Annotated in this window: 20 protein-coding genes and 3 tRNA genes; 6 read left to right on the forward strand and 17 right to left on the reverse strand. The window is 34.0% G+C overall.

The window, feature by feature from the left end; genetic code table 11:
• Positions 1-7: 7 nt before the first annotated feature.
• Positions 8-340: a hypothetical protein gene (locus H8R22_RS06070; protein ID WP_187008458.1), complete on the forward strand. Its 333-nt coding sequence runs from the start codon at positions 8-10 to the stop codon at positions 338-340.
• Positions 341-358: 18 nt separating this feature from the next.
• On the opposite strand, the gene H8R22_RS06075 is transcribed toward H8R22_RS06070, so the two are convergent.
• From H8R22_RS06075 to dnaA, 5 genes are all read right to left on the reverse strand, one after another.
• A complete protein-coding gene (locus H8R22_RS06075) occupies positions 359-1,240 on the reverse strand; it encodes an SDR family oxidoreductase (protein ID WP_187008457.1) in 882 nt (293 codons plus the stop codon).
• A 56-nt stretch (positions 1,241-1,296) separates the two neighbouring features.
• Positions 1,297-2,424 carry a methionine aminotransferase gene (locus H8R22_RS06080; protein ID WP_187008456.1) on the reverse strand — a complete coding sequence of 376 codons (1,128 nt, stop codon included), beginning with the start codon at positions 2,422-2,424 and terminating at the stop codon, positions 1,297-1,299.
• 152 nt (positions 2,425-2,576) lie between these two features.
• Positions 2,577-3,299: an SAM-dependent methyltransferase gene (locus H8R22_RS06085; RefSeq protein ID WP_187008455.1), complete on the reverse strand. Its 723-nt coding sequence runs from the start codon at positions 3,297-3,299 to the stop codon at positions 2,577-2,579.
• 88 nt (positions 3,300-3,387) lie between these two features.
• Positions 3,388-3,855 carry a low molecular weight protein-tyrosine-phosphatase gene (locus H8R22_RS06090; RefSeq protein ID WP_187008454.1) on the reverse strand — a complete coding sequence of 156 codons (468 nt, stop codon included), beginning with the start codon at positions 3,853-3,855 and terminating at the stop codon, positions 3,388-3,390.
• A gap of 7 nt (positions 3,856-3,862) precedes the next feature.
• Positions 3,863-5,290, reverse strand: coding sequence for a chromosomal replication initiator protein DnaA (gene dnaA, locus H8R22_RS06095; protein WP_187008453.1), 1,428 nt, complete (start codon positions 5,288-5,290; stop codon positions 3,863-3,865).
• Positions 5,291-5,486: 196 nt separating this feature from the next.
• On the opposite strand from dnaA, the gene H8R22_RS06100 reads away from it, so the two are divergent.
• Positions 5,487-5,888, forward strand: coding sequence for an acyl-CoA thioesterase (locus tag H8R22_RS06100; RefSeq protein WP_187008452.1), 402 nt, complete (start codon positions 5,487-5,489; stop codon positions 5,886-5,888).
• Between the two features lie 22 nt (positions 5,889-5,910).
• Here H8R22_RS06100 and H8R22_RS06105 read toward each other — a convergent pair whose 3' ends face one another.
• Genes H8R22_RS06105 through ribD form a run of 3 tightly spaced genes read right to left on the reverse strand, consistent with a single transcriptional unit; the run spans position 5,911 to position 8,172 of the window.
• Positions 5,911-6,522, reverse strand: coding sequence for an IMPACT family protein (locus tag H8R22_RS06105; RefSeq protein WP_187008451.1), 612 nt, complete (start codon positions 6,520-6,522; stop codon positions 5,911-5,913).
• A gap of 17 nt (positions 6,523-6,539) precedes the next feature.
• The gene (locus H8R22_RS06110; RefSeq protein ID WP_187008450.1) at positions 6,540-7,136 is read right to left on the reverse strand and encodes an HAD-IA family hydrolase; all 597 of its coding nucleotides are present in this window, start codon (positions 7,134-7,136) and stop codon (positions 6,540-6,542) included.
• On the reverse strand, positions 7,129-8,172 hold the full coding sequence (ribD, locus tag H8R22_RS06115; protein WP_187009567.1) for a bifunctional diaminohydroxyphosphoribosylaminopyrimidine deaminase/5-amino-6-(5-phosphoribosylamino)uracil reductase RibD: 1,044 nt from the start codon (positions 8,170-8,172) through the stop codon (positions 7,129-7,131). Before ribD ends, H8R22_RS06110 begins: the two co-directional genes overlap by 8 nt.
• A gap of 107 nt (positions 8,173-8,279) precedes the next feature.
• Here ribD and H8R22_RS06120 point away from each other — a divergent pair, with 107 nt between their 5' ends.
• Positions 8,280-8,765 (forward strand): GNAT family N-acetyltransferase, encoded by a 486-nt coding sequence (locus tag H8R22_RS06120; RefSeq protein WP_187008449.1) that lies wholly within the window; start codon positions 8,280-8,282, stop codon positions 8,763-8,765.
• A gap of 47 nt (positions 8,766-8,812) precedes the next feature.
• Positions 8,813-9,667 (forward strand): peptide chain release factor N(5)-glutamine methyltransferase, encoded by an 855-nt coding sequence (gene prmC / locus H8R22_RS06125; protein ID WP_187008448.1) that lies wholly within the window; start codon positions 8,813-8,815, stop codon positions 9,665-9,667.
• A gap of 40 nt (positions 9,668-9,707) precedes the next feature.
• Here prmC and H8R22_RS06130 read toward each other — a convergent pair whose 3' ends face one another.
• Positions 9,708-10,952, reverse strand: coding sequence for an ABC transporter permease (locus tag H8R22_RS06130; RefSeq protein ID WP_187008447.1), 1,245 nt, complete (start codon positions 10,950-10,952; stop codon positions 9,708-9,710).
• Between the two features lie 159 nt (positions 10,953-11,111).
• Here H8R22_RS06130 and hisS point away from each other — a divergent pair, with 159 nt between their 5' ends.
• Positions 11,112-12,482, forward strand: a complete 1,371-nt coding sequence (gene hisS, locus H8R22_RS06135) for a histidine--tRNA ligase (protein WP_187008446.1) — start codon at positions 11,112-11,114, stop codon at positions 12,480-12,482.
• Between the two features lie 61 nt (positions 12,483-12,543).
• Here the strand turns inward: hisS and H8R22_RS06140 are convergent, their stop codons facing one another.
• Genes H8R22_RS06140 through H8R22_RS06155 form a run of 4 tightly spaced genes read right to left on the reverse strand, consistent with a single transcriptional unit; the run spans position 12,544 to position 14,599 of the window.
• Entirely contained in the window at positions 12,544-13,077 is a 534-nt protein-coding gene (locus H8R22_RS06140; protein ID WP_187008445.1) for a DUF4252 domain-containing protein, read from the reverse strand.
• A 1-nt stretch (position 13,078) separates the two neighbouring features.
• Entirely contained in the window at positions 13,079-13,633 is a 555-nt protein-coding gene (locus tag H8R22_RS06145) for a DUF4252 domain-containing protein (protein WP_187008444.1), read from the reverse strand.
• Positions 13,630-14,103, reverse strand: coding sequence for a hypothetical protein (locus H8R22_RS06150; RefSeq protein ID WP_187008443.1), 474 nt, complete (start codon positions 14,101-14,103; stop codon positions 13,630-13,632). The genes H8R22_RS06145 and H8R22_RS06150 overlap by 4 nt, the downstream gene beginning before the upstream one ends.
• Entirely contained in the window at positions 14,090-14,599 is a 510-nt protein-coding gene (locus H8R22_RS06155) for an RNA polymerase sigma factor (protein ID WP_187008442.1), read from the reverse strand. The genes H8R22_RS06150 and H8R22_RS06155 overlap by 14 nt, the downstream gene beginning before the upstream one ends.
• A gap of 125 nt (positions 14,600-14,724) precedes the next feature.
• On the opposite strand from H8R22_RS06155, the gene H8R22_RS06160 reads away from it, so the two are divergent.
• Positions 14,725-16,170 carry a S41 family peptidase gene (locus H8R22_RS06160; RefSeq protein WP_187008441.1) on the forward strand — a complete coding sequence of 482 codons (1,446 nt, stop codon included), beginning with the start codon at positions 14,725-14,727 and terminating at the stop codon, positions 16,168-16,170.
• Between the two features lie 117 nt (positions 16,171-16,287).
• On the opposite strand, the gene H8R22_RS06165 is transcribed toward H8R22_RS06160, so the two are convergent.
• The 4 genes from H8R22_RS06165 to H8R22_RS06180 all read right to left on the reverse strand — a co-directional run bounded on the left by H8R22_RS06165 (position 16,288) and on the right by H8R22_RS06180 (position 17,377).
• Entirely contained in the window at positions 16,288-16,788 is a 501-nt protein-coding gene (locus H8R22_RS06165; protein WP_187008440.1) for a tetratricopeptide repeat protein, read from the reverse strand.
• Positions 16,789-17,069: 281 nt separating this feature from the next.
• Positions 17,070-17,152 (reverse strand) — tRNA-Leu (locus tag H8R22_RS06170).
• Positions 17,153-17,193: 41 nt separating this feature from the next.
• A tRNA-Lys gene (locus H8R22_RS06175) sits at positions 17,194-17,266 on the reverse strand.
• Between the two features lie 38 nt (positions 17,267-17,304).
• Positions 17,305-17,377, reverse strand: a tRNA-Lys gene (locus H8R22_RS06180).
• Between the last annotated feature and the right edge of the window lie 4 nt (positions 17,378-17,381).

The following is a 17,381-nucleotide window of genomic DNA, read 5'->3' on the forward strand; positions in this document are numbered from 1 at the left end:
TATAGTTATGGAAAAGATTAATATTTTATATATTGGGAGACATCTCGAGATTCTTAGTACTGTGGTTCGAGTTATTAATGCAAATGAAAATTGGAATGCAGTAGGGGCAATGAATGATGAAGAATCTAAAGCTGTTTTTAGGGAAATTAAGTTTGATATCGTTTTGTTAGGTTCAGGAATATCTGATGAAAGCGAAATTTCTCTACGTTGTTTTTTTGAAATACATAATCCAGAAGCAATAGTGATGCAGCATTATGGTGGCGGTAGTGGTTTGTTACTTAGTGAAATTAATACAGCATTGCTTGAGTTAAAGAAAAAAAGAGAGTGTTTTAGTAAGTAACACTCTCTTTTTTATTTTTTATTTATTCTTTTTAGCTTTTATCATCATTTCTAATTGATCCCATAGTTCTTCAGGGATTGCTTCTAGTAGATTGAATTGTCCAGCACCTTTTAGCCATTCGCCACCATCGATAACAACGACTTCACCATTAACATAAGCTGAGAAGTCTGAAACTAGATATGCAGCTAAATTAGCCAATTCTTGATGGTCTCCTACGCGCTGTAAAGGTACCTTCTTAGCCATGTCAAACTTTTCAGCAAGATCACCGGGTAACAATCTATCCCATGCTCCTTTAGTTGGGAACGGTCCAGGAGCAATTGCATTAGTGCGAATTCCGTATTTTGCCCACTCTACCGCTAAACTTCTTGTCATAGCTAGTACTCCTGCTTTTGCAGTAGCACTTGGAACAACATAAGCTGATCCTGTCCATGCATAGGTAGTTACAATATTTAAAACTGTAGACGACGTTTGTTTAGTATCTATCCAATGCTTTCCAAAAGCAAGCGTACAGTTTTTAGTTCCTTTTAAAACAATATCAATTACAGTATCAAATGCATTTGCAGACAAGCGCTCTGTGGGTGAAATGAAATTCCCAGCAGCATTGTTTAGTAGTACGTCTACATGACCAAAAGCTTTTAAAACACCTTGTAACATATTTTCTACTTCTTCATAATGACGTACGTCACATTGCAAAGGAAGACAAGTCCCGCCGGTTTCTGCTTCCAGTTCCGCCGCTGTGTTTTTCAGTTTTTCTAAATCTCTGGATGTGATAGCCACTTTTGCACCTAATTCCAAGAAATATTTAGTCATCGCTTTTCCTAAACCACTACCGCCTCCAGTAACTACTATTACTTTACCTTCTAAAGCGTCGTCTCTTAACATTTTATCTGTATATCCCATAGTTTTTTTATTGTAAATATAGTAAATTTTTACTATGCATGCATAATAAATACTTTTTAAATTTGGTTTAAGCGATTTGCGGCAGAAGCCAATGTTGCATCATCCTTAGCAAAGCAAAAGCGAATTAACTTTAAGTCTTTTCCATTTTCGTAAAAGGTTGAAATAGGAATGGCTGCCACACCATGTTCTGTGATTAGTCGCTTACAAAAAGCAACATCAGGTTCATTTGAAATGGCTGTATAGGAGGCAACTTGGAAATAAGTTCCTTCGCACGCTTGCAATTCAAATCTACTATTAGTTAATAGAGATCTAAAGTAATCTCTTTTTTGTTGGTAAAATGAGCTTATGGAATTGACTGATACAACATCAAGGTAGTCACTAATGGCTACTTGACAAATACTATTAACGCTAAAAACTAGAAATTGATGCACTTTTTTGATTTCTTTCATCAAATAGTCGGGTGCAACTAAATATCCAATTTTCCAGCCCGTGATATGAAATGATTTCCCAAACGAGGAAACCGTGATGCATCTGTCAATCAATATTTTTCTGCTGTGAGCTGAAATGTGCTTTTCTTCAAAGGTAATGTATTCGTAAACTTCGTCTGAAAGTAAAAGTATTTTAGGAAACTTTTTCAAAAGTAGCTCCAAGGCTGTAAAATCGGAATAGCTTAAGATTTTACCCGTAGGATTATGTGGATTATTAATGATTATCATTTTGGTTTTATGGGAACATGCTCTCTCTATTCTCTCCCAGTTGGTGCTGTAGTTATCATTTAAAGGAACGCGAACAGGAGTTGCGTTGCAAAGTAAAATAGGTGCTTCGTAACAGTCATAACTTGGATCTACGATTATAACTTCGTCTTGGCTTTCAACCAAGGCCTGAATAGTTGCAAAGATACCTTGAGTAGCTCCCGCGGTAACGAGGATCTCTGTTTCAGGAGAAATGATTCGACCATAAGAGGATTTTACTAATGCTGCAATTTTGTACAAAAGAGGAGGGTACCCTGCCATTGGTGTGTATTGATGGACATTCTCCTTTGCGAGTTTTGCAATGCTGTTTGTTAGTCTTTCGTCTACGGGGAAATTAGGGAAACCTTGCGACAAATTTATAGCATTATGCTCTAATGCCATTTTTGACATCACAGAGAAAACACTAGTGCCGATGTTTGGGAGTTTTGACATTCTTTATTTTTTATTTTAAATATACAGATTTTGTGTTGCAAAATAGAGTGTCATAAAATAAATTCACTTCATTAATAGAAATAGCGTAAAAAAAAATCCATCAAAACTATATTTAAATACGGTTTAGATGGATTATTAATTTTTTATTACTACTACATCTTATGAATAATAAAGATAGTAGGACGTTTATGTAAATCAATAGTTTCTTTTTTCCAAGCTGCTATTTTTTTTGTTTTTATGTATTCTGTAGGCAGGGTAATATCTGTTGCGATACATAAATGTGTTTCGGGATTCAAAGTCTGTATTAAATCTTCTAGTAATTTATTATTACGGTAGGGCGTCTCAATAAAAATTTGAGATTGATTTTTTTCGAAAGAGATTTTTTCTAGACTTTTGAAACTTGCCTTTTTCTCCTCTTTTTCAATAGGTAGATAACCATGAAAAGTAAAACTCTGTCCGTTCATTCCTGATGCCATCATCGCTAGTAATATGGAGGATGGACCAACAAGAGGAATGACTTGGATTCCTTTTTCATGTGCTAATTTTACGATTACAGCACCAGGATCAGCTACACCAGGACAACCAGCTTCACTCATTAATCCCATATTTTTTCCTTCAAGTAGTGGCTTAATAAAATCTAAATGCTCTTTAGTCTCCGTACGCTTGTTTAGGGTAAAGAGTACTAAATCAGATTGTTTTTTTTCGGGATTAACTTCCTTTATTGATTTTCGCGCTGTTTTATCGTTTTCAACAATATAGTGGTCAATACAATCAATTGTTCTTTTTACGGTTTGTGGTAAAACATCCATTGGGTCGCACTCTCCCATAGTAGTAGGGATGAGGTATAGTTTTCCTAAAAGAGGATTTGCTGTCATTGTGTAAAGTTTTTGTTATAATCTAAACGCTCCTGCAAAGGAAGTGAATTTTGAAGGAACTAACTAAGTCAAAGTTTTAAACCAAAGATTATGAATGCTTCGCTATTAATTTCTGAGCTATTAAATCACAGACTTCGTCAAGCATATTGTAGACCATTTCAAAACCATTCGACAGACCGTAATAAGGGTCAGGAACATCGACGTTTTCGTCAGGGAAAAGTTCGTCAAGAATTATTTTTACTTTTTGTTTATGCTGATCGGTAGTTGCAAGTGCAAGGACGTCATCATAATTAGATTTGTCCATTACATAAATATAATCAAATTCATCAAAGTCGCTAGAAACAAACTGTCGTCCTTTTTGCTGTGAAATGTCAAGTTTGTTTTTTTTGGCAACAGCTACTGATCGTGTATCTGGAGAGTGGCCTATGTGCCAACCACCAGTCCCAGCAGAGTCTACTGAAAATAAGTTTTTAGGAAGTTTCGAGGCAAGAATACCTTCGGCCAAAGGCGACCTACAAATATTACCCAAACAAACCATTAAAATTTTTACTTGCATGAAACGACTAGAGCGTTAATTTTTTATGAATGTCATCTACAAACTTCTTGAATTGCTTATCTGTAGCAACAAGATTGTCAACTGTTTTACATGCGTGTAGAACGGTCGCGTGATCACGATCTCCAATTTGCGAACCAATATTTGCTAAAGAAGCTTTGGTGAATTTCTTAGCAAAAAACATGGCTAATTGTCTCGCTTGTACAACGTGTCTTTTTCTTGTTTTAGATTGTAATGTTTCTAAATCTAATTGGAAATAATCAGAAACAATTTTCTGAATGTAATCAATAGATATTTCACGTTTAACATTCTTAACAAATTTCTCAACTACGCTTTTAGCTAGTTCAATTGTTACTTCTTTCTTGTTAAAAGAGGATTGTGCTATTAATGAGATAATTGCACCTTCTAGCTCACGAACATTTGATTTTATGTTGCGAGCTACATATTCAATTATTTCTTCGGGTATTTCAACACCATCGCGATACAAGATGTTTTTCAAGATTGAAACTCTTGTTTCGTAATCAGGCTGATGTAACTCAGCTGATAATCCCCATTTAAATCGAGAAAGTAAACGCTGTTCAATGTCTTGCATGTCAACAGGTGCCTTGTCAGAAGTCAAGATCACTTGTTTTCCATTTTGATGTAAATAATTAAAGATATGGAAAAACACATCTTGTGTTCCTGATTTACCTGATAAGAACTGAACGTCATCGATGATTAAAACGTCAATTAATTGGTAAAAATGGATAAAGTCATTTCTATTGTTTTTCTTAACAGAATCGATATATTGTTGAGTAAATATCTCAGCAGAGATATAAAGTACTGTTTTATCTGGATATTTGTCTTTAATTTCAACACCTATAGCGTGTGCTAAGTGTGTTTTGCCTAATCCTACACCACCAAATATTAATAGCGGGTTGAAAGAAGTCCCACCTGGTTTATTGGCAACAGCCATACCTGCAGAACGCGCTAGTCTATTAGAATCTCCCTCAAGGAAATTGTCAAAACTGTAATTTGCGTTAAGTTGAGATTCGATTTTTAAATTTCTAATTCCTGGAATAACGAAAGGGTTCTTTAATTCAGGATCTAAATTTTTGAAAGGAGCGTCTACATTTTGAGGTTTCATTGGAGCCCTATTGGCACTTGGCAATTGTTCCGTAAACGGTTGTTTATTGCCATAAGTGTTTTCCATCTTAATTTTATAAAGTAACTTTGCATTTTTACCAAGTTCTTTAGTTAAGGCAACTTTTAATAATTTTACGTAGTGTTCTTCTAGCCATTCATAAAAGAATTTGCTAGGAACTTGAATGTACAAAGCGTTATCGGTAAGTTCAACTGATTTGATCGGTTCAAACCAAGTTTTGTAGGCTTGATCTTGAATGTTGTCTTTTATAAAAGACAAACAGTTTTCCCATACTGATTGAGCAGTTTTGTTCATAAATTCTATTAAATTATCCTATTATTGTAATTTACTTTTGTGTAAAAATATCAAAAGTTATTGTTTTTTTTCGGGGTAACAAATATGTGAACAATTTTCTGTAAAAAAAAATAATTAGAGGTTGATTTTGAATAAATATTGTTGTAAGTAGGTTAAGAATGATATCAAACAAATGTTAAATTGTAGAAGTATTTATATGAAAAAACATGAATTAAAAGTAAGAGTTAGGTATTCCGAAACGGATCAAATGGGGGTGGTTTATCATGGCAATTATGCACAGTATTTTGAGATGGGACGCGTGGAATGGCTTAGAAACCTTGGGATTTCGTATAAATGGATGGAAGATAATGGCGTGATGCTTCCGGTAGTTTCTTTAAACATAAATTATAAAAAACCGGCTCGTTACGATGATTTGCTAACTATAAAAACAGTTTTAAAAAGCCAGTCAACTGTCAAGATAGAATTTGATTATGAAATCCTCAATGAAAAGCAGGAGTTATTAACAATTGCAAACTCAATATTAGTTTTTGTAGACATGAAAACAGGGCGTCCAACGGCTCCACCTGCTTATGTAAAGGAAAAGCTTTTGTTGATTTAGAAGTAAATTGAACAGATACTGATTATTCAATAATTTTAAGCTTAATTTCAAATAACGAATTGAAAATGTCGAATATTATTTCGGCATTTTTTTTTCGAGTTTTAATGATGATTTCACAACTCATTTCCATTTTTTGGCTCACTATATCAAGATTTTTTTCCTTGATGATGCGCATGACTTTATTCATGTTCTTGTATTCAAATAAGATTTGGTATTGAACATCAATCGTTTTTTCAATTATATCACAGTTTTCTAAGCTAAGTTGAGCTGCTGTTTTGTAAGCAGATATAAGTCCTCCCACGCCCAGTTTTACTCCACCAAAAAGTCTTACTACAACAATTAAGATATTCGTAACTCCAAATGACTGTATTTGCCCATATATTGGCATGCCGGCACTATTACTTGGTTCTCCATCATCGTTTGCACGATAGTAGATTTTGTTTGTCCCAATTTGATAAGCATAACAAAAATGTCCTGCGTTAGGGTGCTGTTTTTTTAAACCATCAATAATTGGTTTTAATTCGTCCTCAGACTCAAAAGGGAAAGCGTAACCAAAGAATTTACTGTTTTTTTCTTTAAATAGTATTTCCTCGGATGCTTGATCGATTGTTTTATAAGTATCAATGTTTTCCAAAAAGTATTTGTTATTGTTTATTCGTTTTCAAATAACTGGATGACATCGTCTTTACCAACTTGAAGATTCCAAACTTGTAACCCCAAAGTTTTTGCCGCATCAGTGTTTTCTTTTTTATCATCCACAAAAAGAGTGTGTTTGGGCACTAACTCATGATTGTTAATTACTGCTTGATAGATTTCAAGTTCAGGTTTACGCATTCCCATTTCAAAGGAGAAATATACTTTTTCGAAACATTGGTAAAAATCTCTGTAAAATGATATGCCCTTTTTACTTTCAAATTCAGCAATATGTATTTCGTCTGTGTTACTCAATAAGAATAAACGATATTTTTGAGATAAAAGTTGTAAAAACTCTAGACGATAAAGTGGGAAGTCTAGTAATATTGAATTCCACGCTTTCTCTATATCTATTAAATTAGCACCTGGGATGTGATTTTGTATGCCAATTAAAAATGTTACTTTTTCAATTAATCCTTTTTCAAATTGTTGATTAAGCAAATCAAGTTCGCTATTCCACTCCACTAATCCCAGTTTTTGCAGATTCTGTAAGGGTGCTTGCTTATCTAGATTGATAAATACATCACCAAAATCGAAGATTATTGAATTAATCATGTTTTCTAGTTATTAGTAGTTCATCATTATTTATTAGCAATCTTTTATTTTCAACTACCTTTAAGTGTGGTGCTTTTACTCCATCCTTAAGTAGAGTTGATCCTTTAAATGCGCGAGCTTCATCCCATAGGTCTGCATCAATAAAAGTTTGAATCGTTTTACATCCACCTTCTATAATGACAGACTGAATGTGATGTTGAAACAATAGATCTGAAATTTGGACAGCAATATTGCTATCAAAATCTATATTCTCAAAGATACAATTTTCTGTGCTTATTTCATCGGACGGTTTGCTTATGATAATAGTTTTTATCTGATTATCAAATAGTTGATTGTTTTTAGGAATTCTTCTGTTAGCGTCAAGAACAATACGGGTAGGGTTGTTTCCAGTCCAGTCTCTGACATCTAGTTTTGGATTGTCGTCAATAGCGGTTTGTGTTCCCACGAGAATTGCTTGTTCCTCACTTCGCCATTTATGAACGAGCTGCCTAGAATATTGATTAGTGATCCAAACAGGTTTATTTTCCTCTTTTTGTACTGGAGCAATAAATCCGTCTTGACTTACAGCCCATTTAAGAATGATGTATGGTCTTTTTTTGTTGTGAAAAGTGAAGAAGCGTTTATTGAGTTGATAGCATTCATCTTCAAGTACACCCACAGTTACATTTACTCCTGCTTCAATTAATTTTTTGATACCGTTTCCTACTACTTGAATATTAGGATCGACCGTGCCAATGACCACGTTAGGTATCCCAGTACGTATAATCAAGTCACAGCAAGGAGGTGTTTTACCAAAATGGCTACAAGGTTCTAAACTTACGTAGATAGTTGCGTTAGTTAATAGGGATTTGTCTTTTACAGATTGTACCGCATTAACTTCAGCATGCGGTTCTCCCGCTTTTTTATGCCATCCTTCCCCAATAATTTTACCTTCATGCACAATAACGCTTCCCACCATGGGATTTGGGTAGGTAGTTCCTAAACCATTTTTGGCTAATTGGATGCAACGTTTTATATATTTTTCTTGAGTATTCACCATACAAAAGTAGTTAAATTTGAGTTTATGATTTAGTTGTAATTGTAGTAAAAAATACAGTAAAGTATTTCTACTTTTGTGCTTTTAAAGTAAAGGAATATTTCAGTATGGAAAATTGGTTAATTAGAAAGATAAAAAAAGAAGATAACGAAGCGGTAGCACAACTAATTCGCGCCGTTTTTGATGAGTTGAATATTCCTAAGGTAGGTACCGCTTATGAAGATGCATACTTGGATTTTATGTTTGAAGAATATAGTAAAGCCAAATCAGCTTATTTTGTAGTAGAATATAATGGTAAAGTTGTTGGCTCAGCAGGAGTGGCGCCTCTTGAGAATGAAGCGAATAGTATTTGTGAATTACAAAAGATGTATTTTTTACCTGAGACGCGTGGTTTAGGGATTGGTGGAGCGATGATGTCAAGGTGTTTGCAAGCAGCAAAGGAATTTGGCTTTGAGCAATGCTACTTAGAAACAATGCCTTTTATGTTAGATGCTCAAAAATTATATAAAAAAGTAGGCTTCAAAAATATAAGTGCGCCTATGGGAAGTACCGGTCATACTTCTTGTCCTGTATGGATGTTGAAGGATTTGTAATATAAGTTGCTAAAGGCCTAGAGTACCCAATTTAAATTTTGTCTGTCATGAGAATTAAGGAATATAGAAGTTATTTTATTAAGGAGCTAACACCTATTTACGATGTTGGAGAAGTCGAAAGTTTTTTTTATTTAATTCTTGAAGACAAGCAACAACTTAGACGAATTGATCTTGCCTTAACTCCAGATTTAAGCTTTTCTGAAAGAGACGTACTACTTTGGGATGAATTAGTACAGCAATTAAAACTGGAAATTCCAATACAGTATTTGCTAGGCAAAACTAGTTTTTATGGATTGGATTTTGCAGTCAATGATGCAGTACTTATTCCAAGGCAAGAGACAGAGGAGTTGGTCGATTGGATTGTATCAACCGTTAATTCAGAGAAGGCAGACCTTCCACTGCGAATTTTAGATATTGGAACAGGGAGTGGATGTATCGCGATTTCTTTGGCTAAAAATATCAAAAACGCAACTGTTTTCGCCATTGATGTATCCGAAGAAGCTTTGGCGATAGCTCGAAAAAATGCCGCAAATAACAACGTTGTTATAACCTTTATTTTTCAAAATATTTTAGAAACCGTCGATTTAGAACAGCGATTTGATATTATTGTTTCAAACCCTCCTTATGTTAGGAATCTTGAAAAAGAAGAAATTAAAAAAAATGTGTTAGACAATGAACCTCATTTGGCACTTTTTGTTGCTGATGATGATGCATTAATTTTTTATACAAAAATCGCCCAGTTAGCTCAAAAAAACTTGACAAGTTCTGGTCACTTATTTTTTGAAATAAATCAATATTTAGGACAAGAAATGGTCGAGTTATTGCAGAGTTTAAATTTCAAAAACATAGAATTGCGTAAGGATATTTATGGTAATGACCGAATGACTAAAGCATTAATTTAGTGCTATATTGTTTATCTTCAATAATTTAAAACTACCAAGTTTATTCGTAGCGTAAGGCTTCAATAGGATCTAGAACCGCTGCTTTGATTGCAGGATATAATCCTGAAACTAACGCTACTATAAAACTAGTAGTAAAAGCGGCAAAGATCGCCCCCCATGGAATTACGAAAGCAAAATCTAAAGCTGTAGCAATACCAAAACCGATTAAAATACCGAGTATAATACCTACGATACCTCCTAATTGTCCAATAATCATTGTTTCAATAAAGAATTGTATGGCGACTGTAGAGCGCTTAGCACCCAAGGCTTTTCTAACTCCTATTTCACGCGTTCGTTCCGTAACAGACACAATCATAATATTCATTAAAGCAATAGAAGATCCCAAAACGGTAATAATACCAATAAGCCAAGAGGCTAATCCCAAGTATTGGGTAATTCCCAAAATTCTATTAATCAAATCATCAGAACGAACTACTCCAAAATTATTGTCTTTAATTGGGCTTAATTTGCGTACTCTACGCATAGTACTAATTGCATTATCGATGGCTTGGTCTAGAATTTCTTTTTTAGAAACCATTACACTCATGTTATAATTAATTCTTGGAGCGGTAAATAAAGAACGTGCTACTTGAATAGGAATTAAAACTCTTAAATCTTGGCTGTTACCAAAAGTAGAGCCTTTCTCTTTTAGTACTCCAATTACTTTAAATCGAGCACCTCTAATAGAGATTGTTTTATTTAAAGGATTGACGTCTTTCAGGAGCCCTTTCTCAAAATCAGAACCCACAACACAAACGTAGTTATTGTTTGCAATATCAAAAGAATTGAAGTTTCGACCTAAGCTAGTTTCTAATCCGGAATTTGTGATAAAGAATTCATCAACACCTACTACTGAGATAGCAGGGTCTGTTTTATTTGCTTCGTACTTCACCTCAGCGATTGATGTCGCTGTAAATGACACCGAAGTTTCAGTGAAAGGATAATTGAATTTATTTTTAAAAGCAACGGCCTCTGGGTAAGAAATGATTGGATTTATAATCGTTCGTTCCTCACCACCTCTTCGTCTGGCGGTATTCTCGTACTGACTTATATTAAAGGTGTTGGCTCCCATGGAGGCAAAGTCAGATGAAATAGTATTTTCAAGCGCAGATACCACAGTCAGAATACCTACCAAGGCAGTTATTCCTATAGCAATAATGATTACCGTAAGCGAGGTTCTTAATATTTGGGTCTTAATGGAACCAAATGCGATTCGGATATTTTCTTTTAGTAAATTTAGCATCATGGTAGTTTGACACGAAAATACAATTTTTGTTACAAGTTTATTTTGGATGAAGTATTATTTATTTTAAAAATTAGATATTTGCACTTCTCAATTTAAGTATTTAAATTTTGGCTCTATAGTTTTTAGTGCTAGAGCAAGTATTAAACCCACATTTCAAAAATGGCATCAAAACCAAGTATTCCTAAAGGAACAAGAGATTTTTCACCTGCTGAGGTGGCAAAAAGACAGTATATTATTCAAACTATTAAGAGTAATTTTGAGAAATTTGGCTTTCAGCCTATCGAAACACCTTCTTTTGAGAACTCAGAAACCCTTATGGGTAAATATGGAGAAGAAGGAGATCGTTTAATTTTTAAAATTCTGAACTCGGGAGACTATTTGGCGAAAGCCAATGCTGCTCATTTAGATACTAAGGATAGTACGAAGCTTACTTCGAGTATATCTGAAAAAGCGTTGCGTTATGACTTGACGGTGCCTTTTGCACGTTATGTCGTGCAGCATCAAAACGAAATTGAATTTCCTTTTAAAAGATACCAAATTCAACCAGTTTGGCGTGCAGACCGACCCCAAAAAGGACGCTTTAGAGAGTTTTTTCAATGTGATGCTGATGTGGTTGGCTCTAAATCTTTGTGGCAGGAAATAGAGTTGGTACAGTTGTATGATACTGTATTTACCCAATTAGGGTTAAATGGGGTAAATATAAAAATCAATAATCGTAAAATTCTTTCGGGTATTGCTGAGGTTATAGGAGCATCAGACAAATTAATTGACTTTACGGTTGCCTTAGATAAGCTGGATAAAATAGGCGAGGACGGCGTTAAAGACGAAATGATAGCTAAGGGAATTACGGAGGATGCTATCACAAAAGTGCAACCCTTATTTAATTTTACGGGATCAATTTCTGAAAAAATAGAAAAATTAGAATTGCTTTTAATTTCTTCAGATGAAGGTTTAAAAGGAGTTGAGGAGTTGCGTTTTATTTGTGAAAATGTTTCTAAATTAGGATTAGCGACAGCTAATTTAGATCTAGATGTAACCCTAGCTCGAGGTCTTAATTATTATACGGGAGCTATATTTGAAGTTAGCGCTCCTGAAGGTGTTGCTATGGGATCTATAGGTGGCGGTGGAAGATACGATGATTTAACTGGTATTTTTGGTTTAAAAAACATGAGTGGTGTTGGAATCTCTTTTGGTTTAGACCGTATATATCTGGTGGTTGAAGAGTTAAATCTTTTTCCGGAAACAGTTACTGCAGCATCAAAAGCATTGTTTATTAATTACGGAGATGGCGAAGCGTTTTATGCTATGCAAGCCATTAAACAATTGCGTGCGGCGGGTATAAAAGTAGAATTGTATCCGGAAAATGTAAAAGTAGCCAAACAATTTCAGCATGCTGACAAACGAAATATTCCTTTTGCTGTTATCGTTGGCGAAACAGAGATAGCTTCAAATTCCTACTCCCTTAAAAATTTAGTAACTGGAGAACAGATTTTAGTAGATTTAGAAAGTTTAAAAGCGGCTTTATTGTAATCGTTTTTGTCTATTATATAAAAAAGGGTCTTGAATTATTTCAAGACCCTTTTAAATTTACTTACTTCATGAGTTGCTGTAGCGGTTTAAGTTGCTCCATATCCACATTTGATTTTTGTACAATTTGCATCAGACTCATTATATTGTTTGCATTCATGTCTTTTCCAAGTACACGAATTATGGCAAAGCCATTTTCTTTTCGGTTGGTATATAAAATAAATTCGTCTATGTGATCATTATCGCCTATAAAACTTACAGATGCTGCGCTAGCACCAGTGCTAAATTTCATTAGTTGTTGGTATTTCTCATCTTTTAAGATCTGATTTACTTTTGTGTTTTCTATTTCATATTGTTCTTTGTTCTCTTCTGTTAATTTAAATGCTAATATATTTATCTTATCAAACGAAGCAAGGGCAGTTTGTTGATCTTCGCTTAGGCTATCTTTAGCTATATTTAAGATGGAAGGAGAGATATCAAGAGCTAAGAAATTATTGTTTTCAGTATTTTCAACAAAATATTTTTGAAGTGAAGGTTCTTTATTACAGCTTACGCAAAGTAATGTAATAGCGAGTACTGTACTATAAGTGATTTTCATATTAGCGGTTGTTTTTACTAGCTTTTTTAAGCTCCTCGCCTCCAGGAATTTTCATTTTATCTGTAAGTATCGAAATTTCATTTAGGTCAAAATCCCCTGTTAAAGACATTAAAACAGTTTGATTCGTTTTACCACTACCTTCAATAAACATGAGTAGCTCTTTAATTTGAGAATCAGAACTGCCGGATTTTACTAAAATTTTTATGTTTTTCCCACTATCATTTACACGCATTAATTCTTCAAGTCCAACAGATTTTACATATTTATCAGCAGTTAATTTTAGGTCAGTTGTTGCTTTAGAACTAGCAGTAGAGAAAACACGCAAGTTGTCAAGTTTTTTGATGAGGTTCATGTAACGTTGTGCTTCTTTATCTGTAGCATCAACTTTTACTTTGCTCATTAGTTCAAACATCTTACGGTTTACAATTAGTGCTGTAATGTCATCCTGACCTTCAAATTTATCAAAAGCAGATTGTGCAAAGAAGGGTGTAGAAAGTAGCAACAGTGCTAGAGTTAAAAGTAGTTTTTTACTGTTTTTTAAAAAGATTGATTTCATTTGTTTTTCGTTATTGGATTAAAAATTTTGTTTTTCGAATTTTCGAATTCTTGCATGTAGCGCATGCCTTCAACTCCGGTGTTTACATGGTTAGAAAGCAATGCTAGCGCTTTTTGAGTCTCTCTCAAAGCTACTTCTGGATCATCATATGTGCCTAGGTTGTCTGCATTGTTGTTGTTGATTTGTAAAAAAAGATATGTTCCTGCGCCTAAAAAAACAATAATGGATGCAGCTATTGATATCCACGTTCGAATTTTCTTGTTTGTTTGAATTAGGGGTAGCGCAGGATGTTCTTTTAAACTTTTTATGTCTTTTGCAGTAGTATAATAATTAAAAATTAGTTGGTACTCTTGCAGTGTGTCATCAATAACTTCTGATGCAAAATAGTTTCTCAAAATAGTTTCTTCGTCTAAACTACTTTGTCCTTCAAGATATTTATTTATTAATTGTTTTATTTTAGATAATTCCATGATTGTTTTTTTGTTGCATCTTTTCTCTAATCGTTTTTCTAGTTCTTGATAAAGTGGTTCTAATGGCACTTTCGGTCATTTTAACTATTTGTGCAATTTCGGCATATTCATATTGCTCTACATCTCTTAATTGAATAAGTATTCGCTGTTGCTCTGGGAGCTGATTAATTATTTTTTCGACCCACTGTAAACAATCATTAACCTCTGTTTTTTGTTCGGCAGTACTTTGTTGGTCTTTATAGTTGTTATGTGTTATTGGCAAATTCGATGCCCTTTTTGATTTTAACTGATCCAAACAATAATTTTTTGTAATCTTCATCGCTAATGCTTCTATACTATTGTACTTATTCAGCGAATTGTTTTTATTCCAAAGTTTTACTAAAACCTCTTGTGTTGCATCTTCGGCTTCTTCTGTACTAACAAGCAATCGTTTTGCTAATCGAAAAAGTTTGTCTCGAAAAGGGTTGATTATCTGTACAAAATCATATTGGTTCATAAAATCGTTTTGGGTATTCAGTTATATAAGGAAGACGAGTCAAAAGTATTTTTGTTACAAATAAAAAATAAAAATAAAACTAAAGGTACTATTTTTACGTTCATGATATAAATACCTCCAATTATATGAAACCTACTTTTAAATTTTTACTGCTATCATTTATTTCGTTATTTGTTTTTCAAGGCTGTCAAGATAATGACGACATTGCTGCTCCTATATCTCTTGAAGTTCAGGATTTTGTATGGAAAGGGATGAATCAATATTACTTATGGCAAGCTGATGTTCCTAATTTATCTGATGATCGTTTTGCATCTCAGGATCAGTTAAATGTTTTTTTATCGGATTATCCTGACCCGGAAAATCTTTTTAGTGCTTTAAGGGTTAACAGTACAATTGATCGTTTTAGTTGGATTGTTAAAGATTATTTAGTGCTGGAAGGGCAACTTCAAGGAATAACTAAGAATAGTGGTGTAGAGTATGGATTAGTTTTTAAACCGGGAAGTACAACAGATATTTTTGGCTATGTTCGATATATTCTTCCCAACTCCGATGCTTCGACAAAGGATATTAAAAGAGGAGATCTATTTTATGCTGTAAATGGGACACCGCTTACCGTTACTAATTTTAGTAGTTTATTGGCTCTTGAAAATAGTACGCTGAACCTTGCTGATTATAATAGTGGAGCGATAACACCAAATGGGAGAACAATAGCATTAACAAAAACGGTGGTTGCAGAAAATCCTATTTTAGTAAATAAAGTGCTTACAGTTGGTTCTAAAAAAGTGGGTTACTTAGTTTATAATGGTTTTTTTGCTGAATATGATACTGAATTAAATACCGCTTTTGGTACTTTAAAAGCACAAGGAGTGACCGAGTTGGTATTAGATCTGAGATATAATTCAGGAGGATCCGTTCTTAGTGCGACAAGATTAGCCAGTATGATTACCGGGCAATATACAGGCCAAGTGTTTGCGCAGCAGGTTTGGAATAGTAAGATTAATGCATTCTTTGAGGCTAACAATCCAGAAGCATTAAAGAATAAATTTGCAGATAAAATTGGGACAACCGCTATAAACAGTTTAGGGTTAAGTAAAATATATATTTTAACTAGTAGAAGTACCGCATCCGCTAGTGAACTTGTAATTAATGGATTAAAACCATACATGACTGTAGAGCAAATTGGAGATGTAACGGTAGGGAAAAATGTTGGTTCAGTAACTTTGTATGATTCACCAACTTTTGGTAATGAAAATAGAAATCCAAATCATCGCTATGCCATGCAGCCCATTGTTCTAAAAATCGCTAATTCTGCAGGATATGGAGAATATTTTAATGGTTTAACCCCTAACTATCTTTTAAAGGAAAATTACGGTAATTTAGGTGTTCTAGGAGATGCGAGTGAGCCTCTATTGAGTACGGCTTTAGGAAAAATATCTGGTACAGCAAAAATGCTTAAGCAAAGCTCAGAAAAATCAGAAATTTATTTTAATGATTCTAAGTCTATTGATGGAATAAGAAACCAAATGTATTTAAGTAAGGCTCCTGAGGGTATATTAAAAGCTTTAGATTAGCTATAAGTAGTAATACGATTTATGTATCGCTAATTTAGGACGCGACAAGTGTTAAAAAAAAATCCCCTAAGAAAATGTTCTTAGGGGATTTTTTAATTTTTTTAAAAAGGCAAATTCTTATTTGCAAAACATTTTTTTGTTTTGGGATGCGCTTTGGCTTCCTAATTTAATTGCGCTAGTAAAATCATTACATGCATTTTTAGCGTCCTTTAATCTATTGTAAGACAATCCCCTTAAGTTGTATGAAATATAATCCTGAGGATTTATAGAAATTGATTTTGTGCAATCAGCGATGACACTTTTGTAATCATTTAGTTTGTAATTAATACTAGCTCTAGTGGTGTAAGCATAAGCCATTTCTGGATTTAGTTCTAAAGTTTTATTTACATCCGATAAAGCTCCTGTAAGATCGTTCGAAGTTAGTTTCGCAAGCCCTCTGTTTAGATAGGCTTCTTCAAATGTTGGTTTCTTATTAATAGCTTTCGTGAAATCGGCAATAGAGCCCTTTGCGTTTCCTGCATTTGACTTCTTCATTCCTTGATCAAAATAATCTTCGGCAGTTTGACTATATCCTAAAGAAGTAAAGATAAACATAGCAAGTAGTAGGATTTTTTTCATTTTCGTGTAGATTTTTAAATATAAATTTATGTTAACTGTAATTTGGGTTGCTAAATCTACTAAATCTTATTATTCTTTGCGTTAAATAAATGAGAATTTATCCTAGTTTATTTTTTTTGAGAATAAAAATAAGCCCTAGGGGATGCTCTGACATTTGTTATCATCCCTTTTGTGTATTCCTATTACTGAGAGTCGTACTAATTAGTTTCAAGATTTCATTAAAAATTAAAAATCCATAAAATATAGATTGTCAAACTATATTTTATGGATTGATTTTTAAGTGACCACGGTGGGATTTGAACCCACACGCCCTTGCGAGCACCAGCCCCTCAAGCTGGCAAGTCTACCGTTTCTCCACGTGGCCTTAAAATAAAAAAGGTCAAGTAATAAATTACTCGACCTTTGTGACCCGACTGGGGCTCGAACCCAGGACCCCATCATTAAAAGTGATGTGCTCTACCAACTGAGCTATCGAGTCATTGCTTCAAGGAAATTATGTGTTGATCACTAAAATTGTGACCCGACTGGGGCTCGAACCCAGGACCCCATCATTAAAAGTGATGTGCTCTACCAACTGAGCTATCGAGTCATAT

Source organism: Flavobacterium kayseriense, from assembly GCF_014305095.1.
Classification (GTDB): Bacteria; Bacteroidota; Bacteroidia; order Flavobacteriales; family Flavobacteriaceae; genus Flavobacterium; species Flavobacterium kayseriense.

What these genes read in the sequence shown, in the direction of transcription:
- H8R22_RS06070 (WP_187008458.1), top strand. Translation starts at nt 8, where the DNA reads ATGGAAAAGATTAATATTTTATATATTGGGAGACATCTCGAGATTCTT.
- H8R22_RS06075 (WP_187008457.1), bottom strand. Translation starts at nt 1,240, where the DNA reads ATGGGATATACAGATAAAATGTTAAGAGACGACGCTTTAGAAGGTAAA.
- H8R22_RS06080 (WP_187008456.1), bottom strand. Translation starts at nt 2,424, where the DNA reads ATGTCAAAACTCCCAAACATCGGCACTAGTGTTTTCTCTGTGATGTCA.
- H8R22_RS06085 (WP_187008455.1), bottom strand. Translation starts at nt 3,299, where the DNA reads ATGACAGCAAATCCTCTTTTAGGAAAACTATACCTCATCCCTACTACT.
- H8R22_RS06090 (WP_187008454.1), bottom strand. Translation starts at nt 3,855, where the DNA reads ATGCAAGTAAAAATTTTAATGGTTTGTTTGGGTAATATTTGTAGGTCG.
- dnaA (WP_187008453.1), bottom strand. Translation starts at nt 5,290, where the DNA reads ATGAACAAAACTGCTCAATCAGTATGGGAAAACTGTTTGTCTTTTATA.
- H8R22_RS06100 (WP_187008452.1), top strand. Translation starts at nt 5,487, where the DNA reads ATGAAAAAACATGAATTAAAAGTAAGAGTTAGGTATTCCGAAACGGAT.
- H8R22_RS06110 (WP_187008450.1), bottom strand. Translation starts at nt 7,136, where the DNA reads ATGATTAATTCAATAATCTTCGATTTTGGTGATGTATTTATCAATCTA.
- H8R22_RS06120 (WP_187008449.1), top strand. Translation starts at nt 8,280, where the DNA reads ATGGAAAATTGGTTAATTAGAAAGATAAAAAAAGAAGATAACGAAGCG.
- prmC (WP_187008448.1), top strand. Translation starts at nt 8,813, where the DNA reads ATGAGAATTAAGGAATATAGAAGTTATTTTATTAAGGAGCTAACACCT.
- H8R22_RS06130 (WP_187008447.1), bottom strand. Translation starts at nt 10,952, where the DNA reads ATGATGCTAAATTTACTAAAAGAAAATATCCGAATCGCATTTGGTTCC.
- hisS (WP_187008446.1), top strand. Translation starts at nt 11,112, where the DNA reads ATGGCATCAAAACCAAGTATTCCTAAAGGAACAAGAGATTTTTCACCT.
- H8R22_RS06140 (WP_187008445.1), bottom strand. Translation starts at nt 13,077, where the DNA reads ATGAAAATCACTTATAGTACAGTACTCGCTATTACATTACTTTGCGTA.
- H8R22_RS06145 (WP_187008444.1), bottom strand. Translation starts at nt 13,633, where the DNA reads ATGAAATCAATCTTTTTAAAAAACAGTAAAAAACTACTTTTAACTCTA.
- H8R22_RS06150 (WP_187008443.1), bottom strand. Translation starts at nt 14,103, where the DNA reads ATGGAATTATCTAAAATAAAACAATTAATAAATAAATATCTTGAAGGA.
- H8R22_RS06155 (WP_187008442.1), bottom strand. Translation starts at nt 14,599, where the DNA reads ATGAACCAATATGATTTTGTACAGATAATCAACCCTTTTCGAGACAAA.
- H8R22_RS06160 (WP_187008441.1), top strand. Translation starts at nt 14,725, where the DNA reads ATGAAACCTACTTTTAAATTTTTACTGCTATCATTTATTTCGTTATTT.
- H8R22_RS06165 (WP_187008440.1), bottom strand. Translation starts at nt 16,788, where the DNA reads ATGAAAAAAATCCTACTACTTGCTATGTTTATCTTTACTTCTTTAGGA.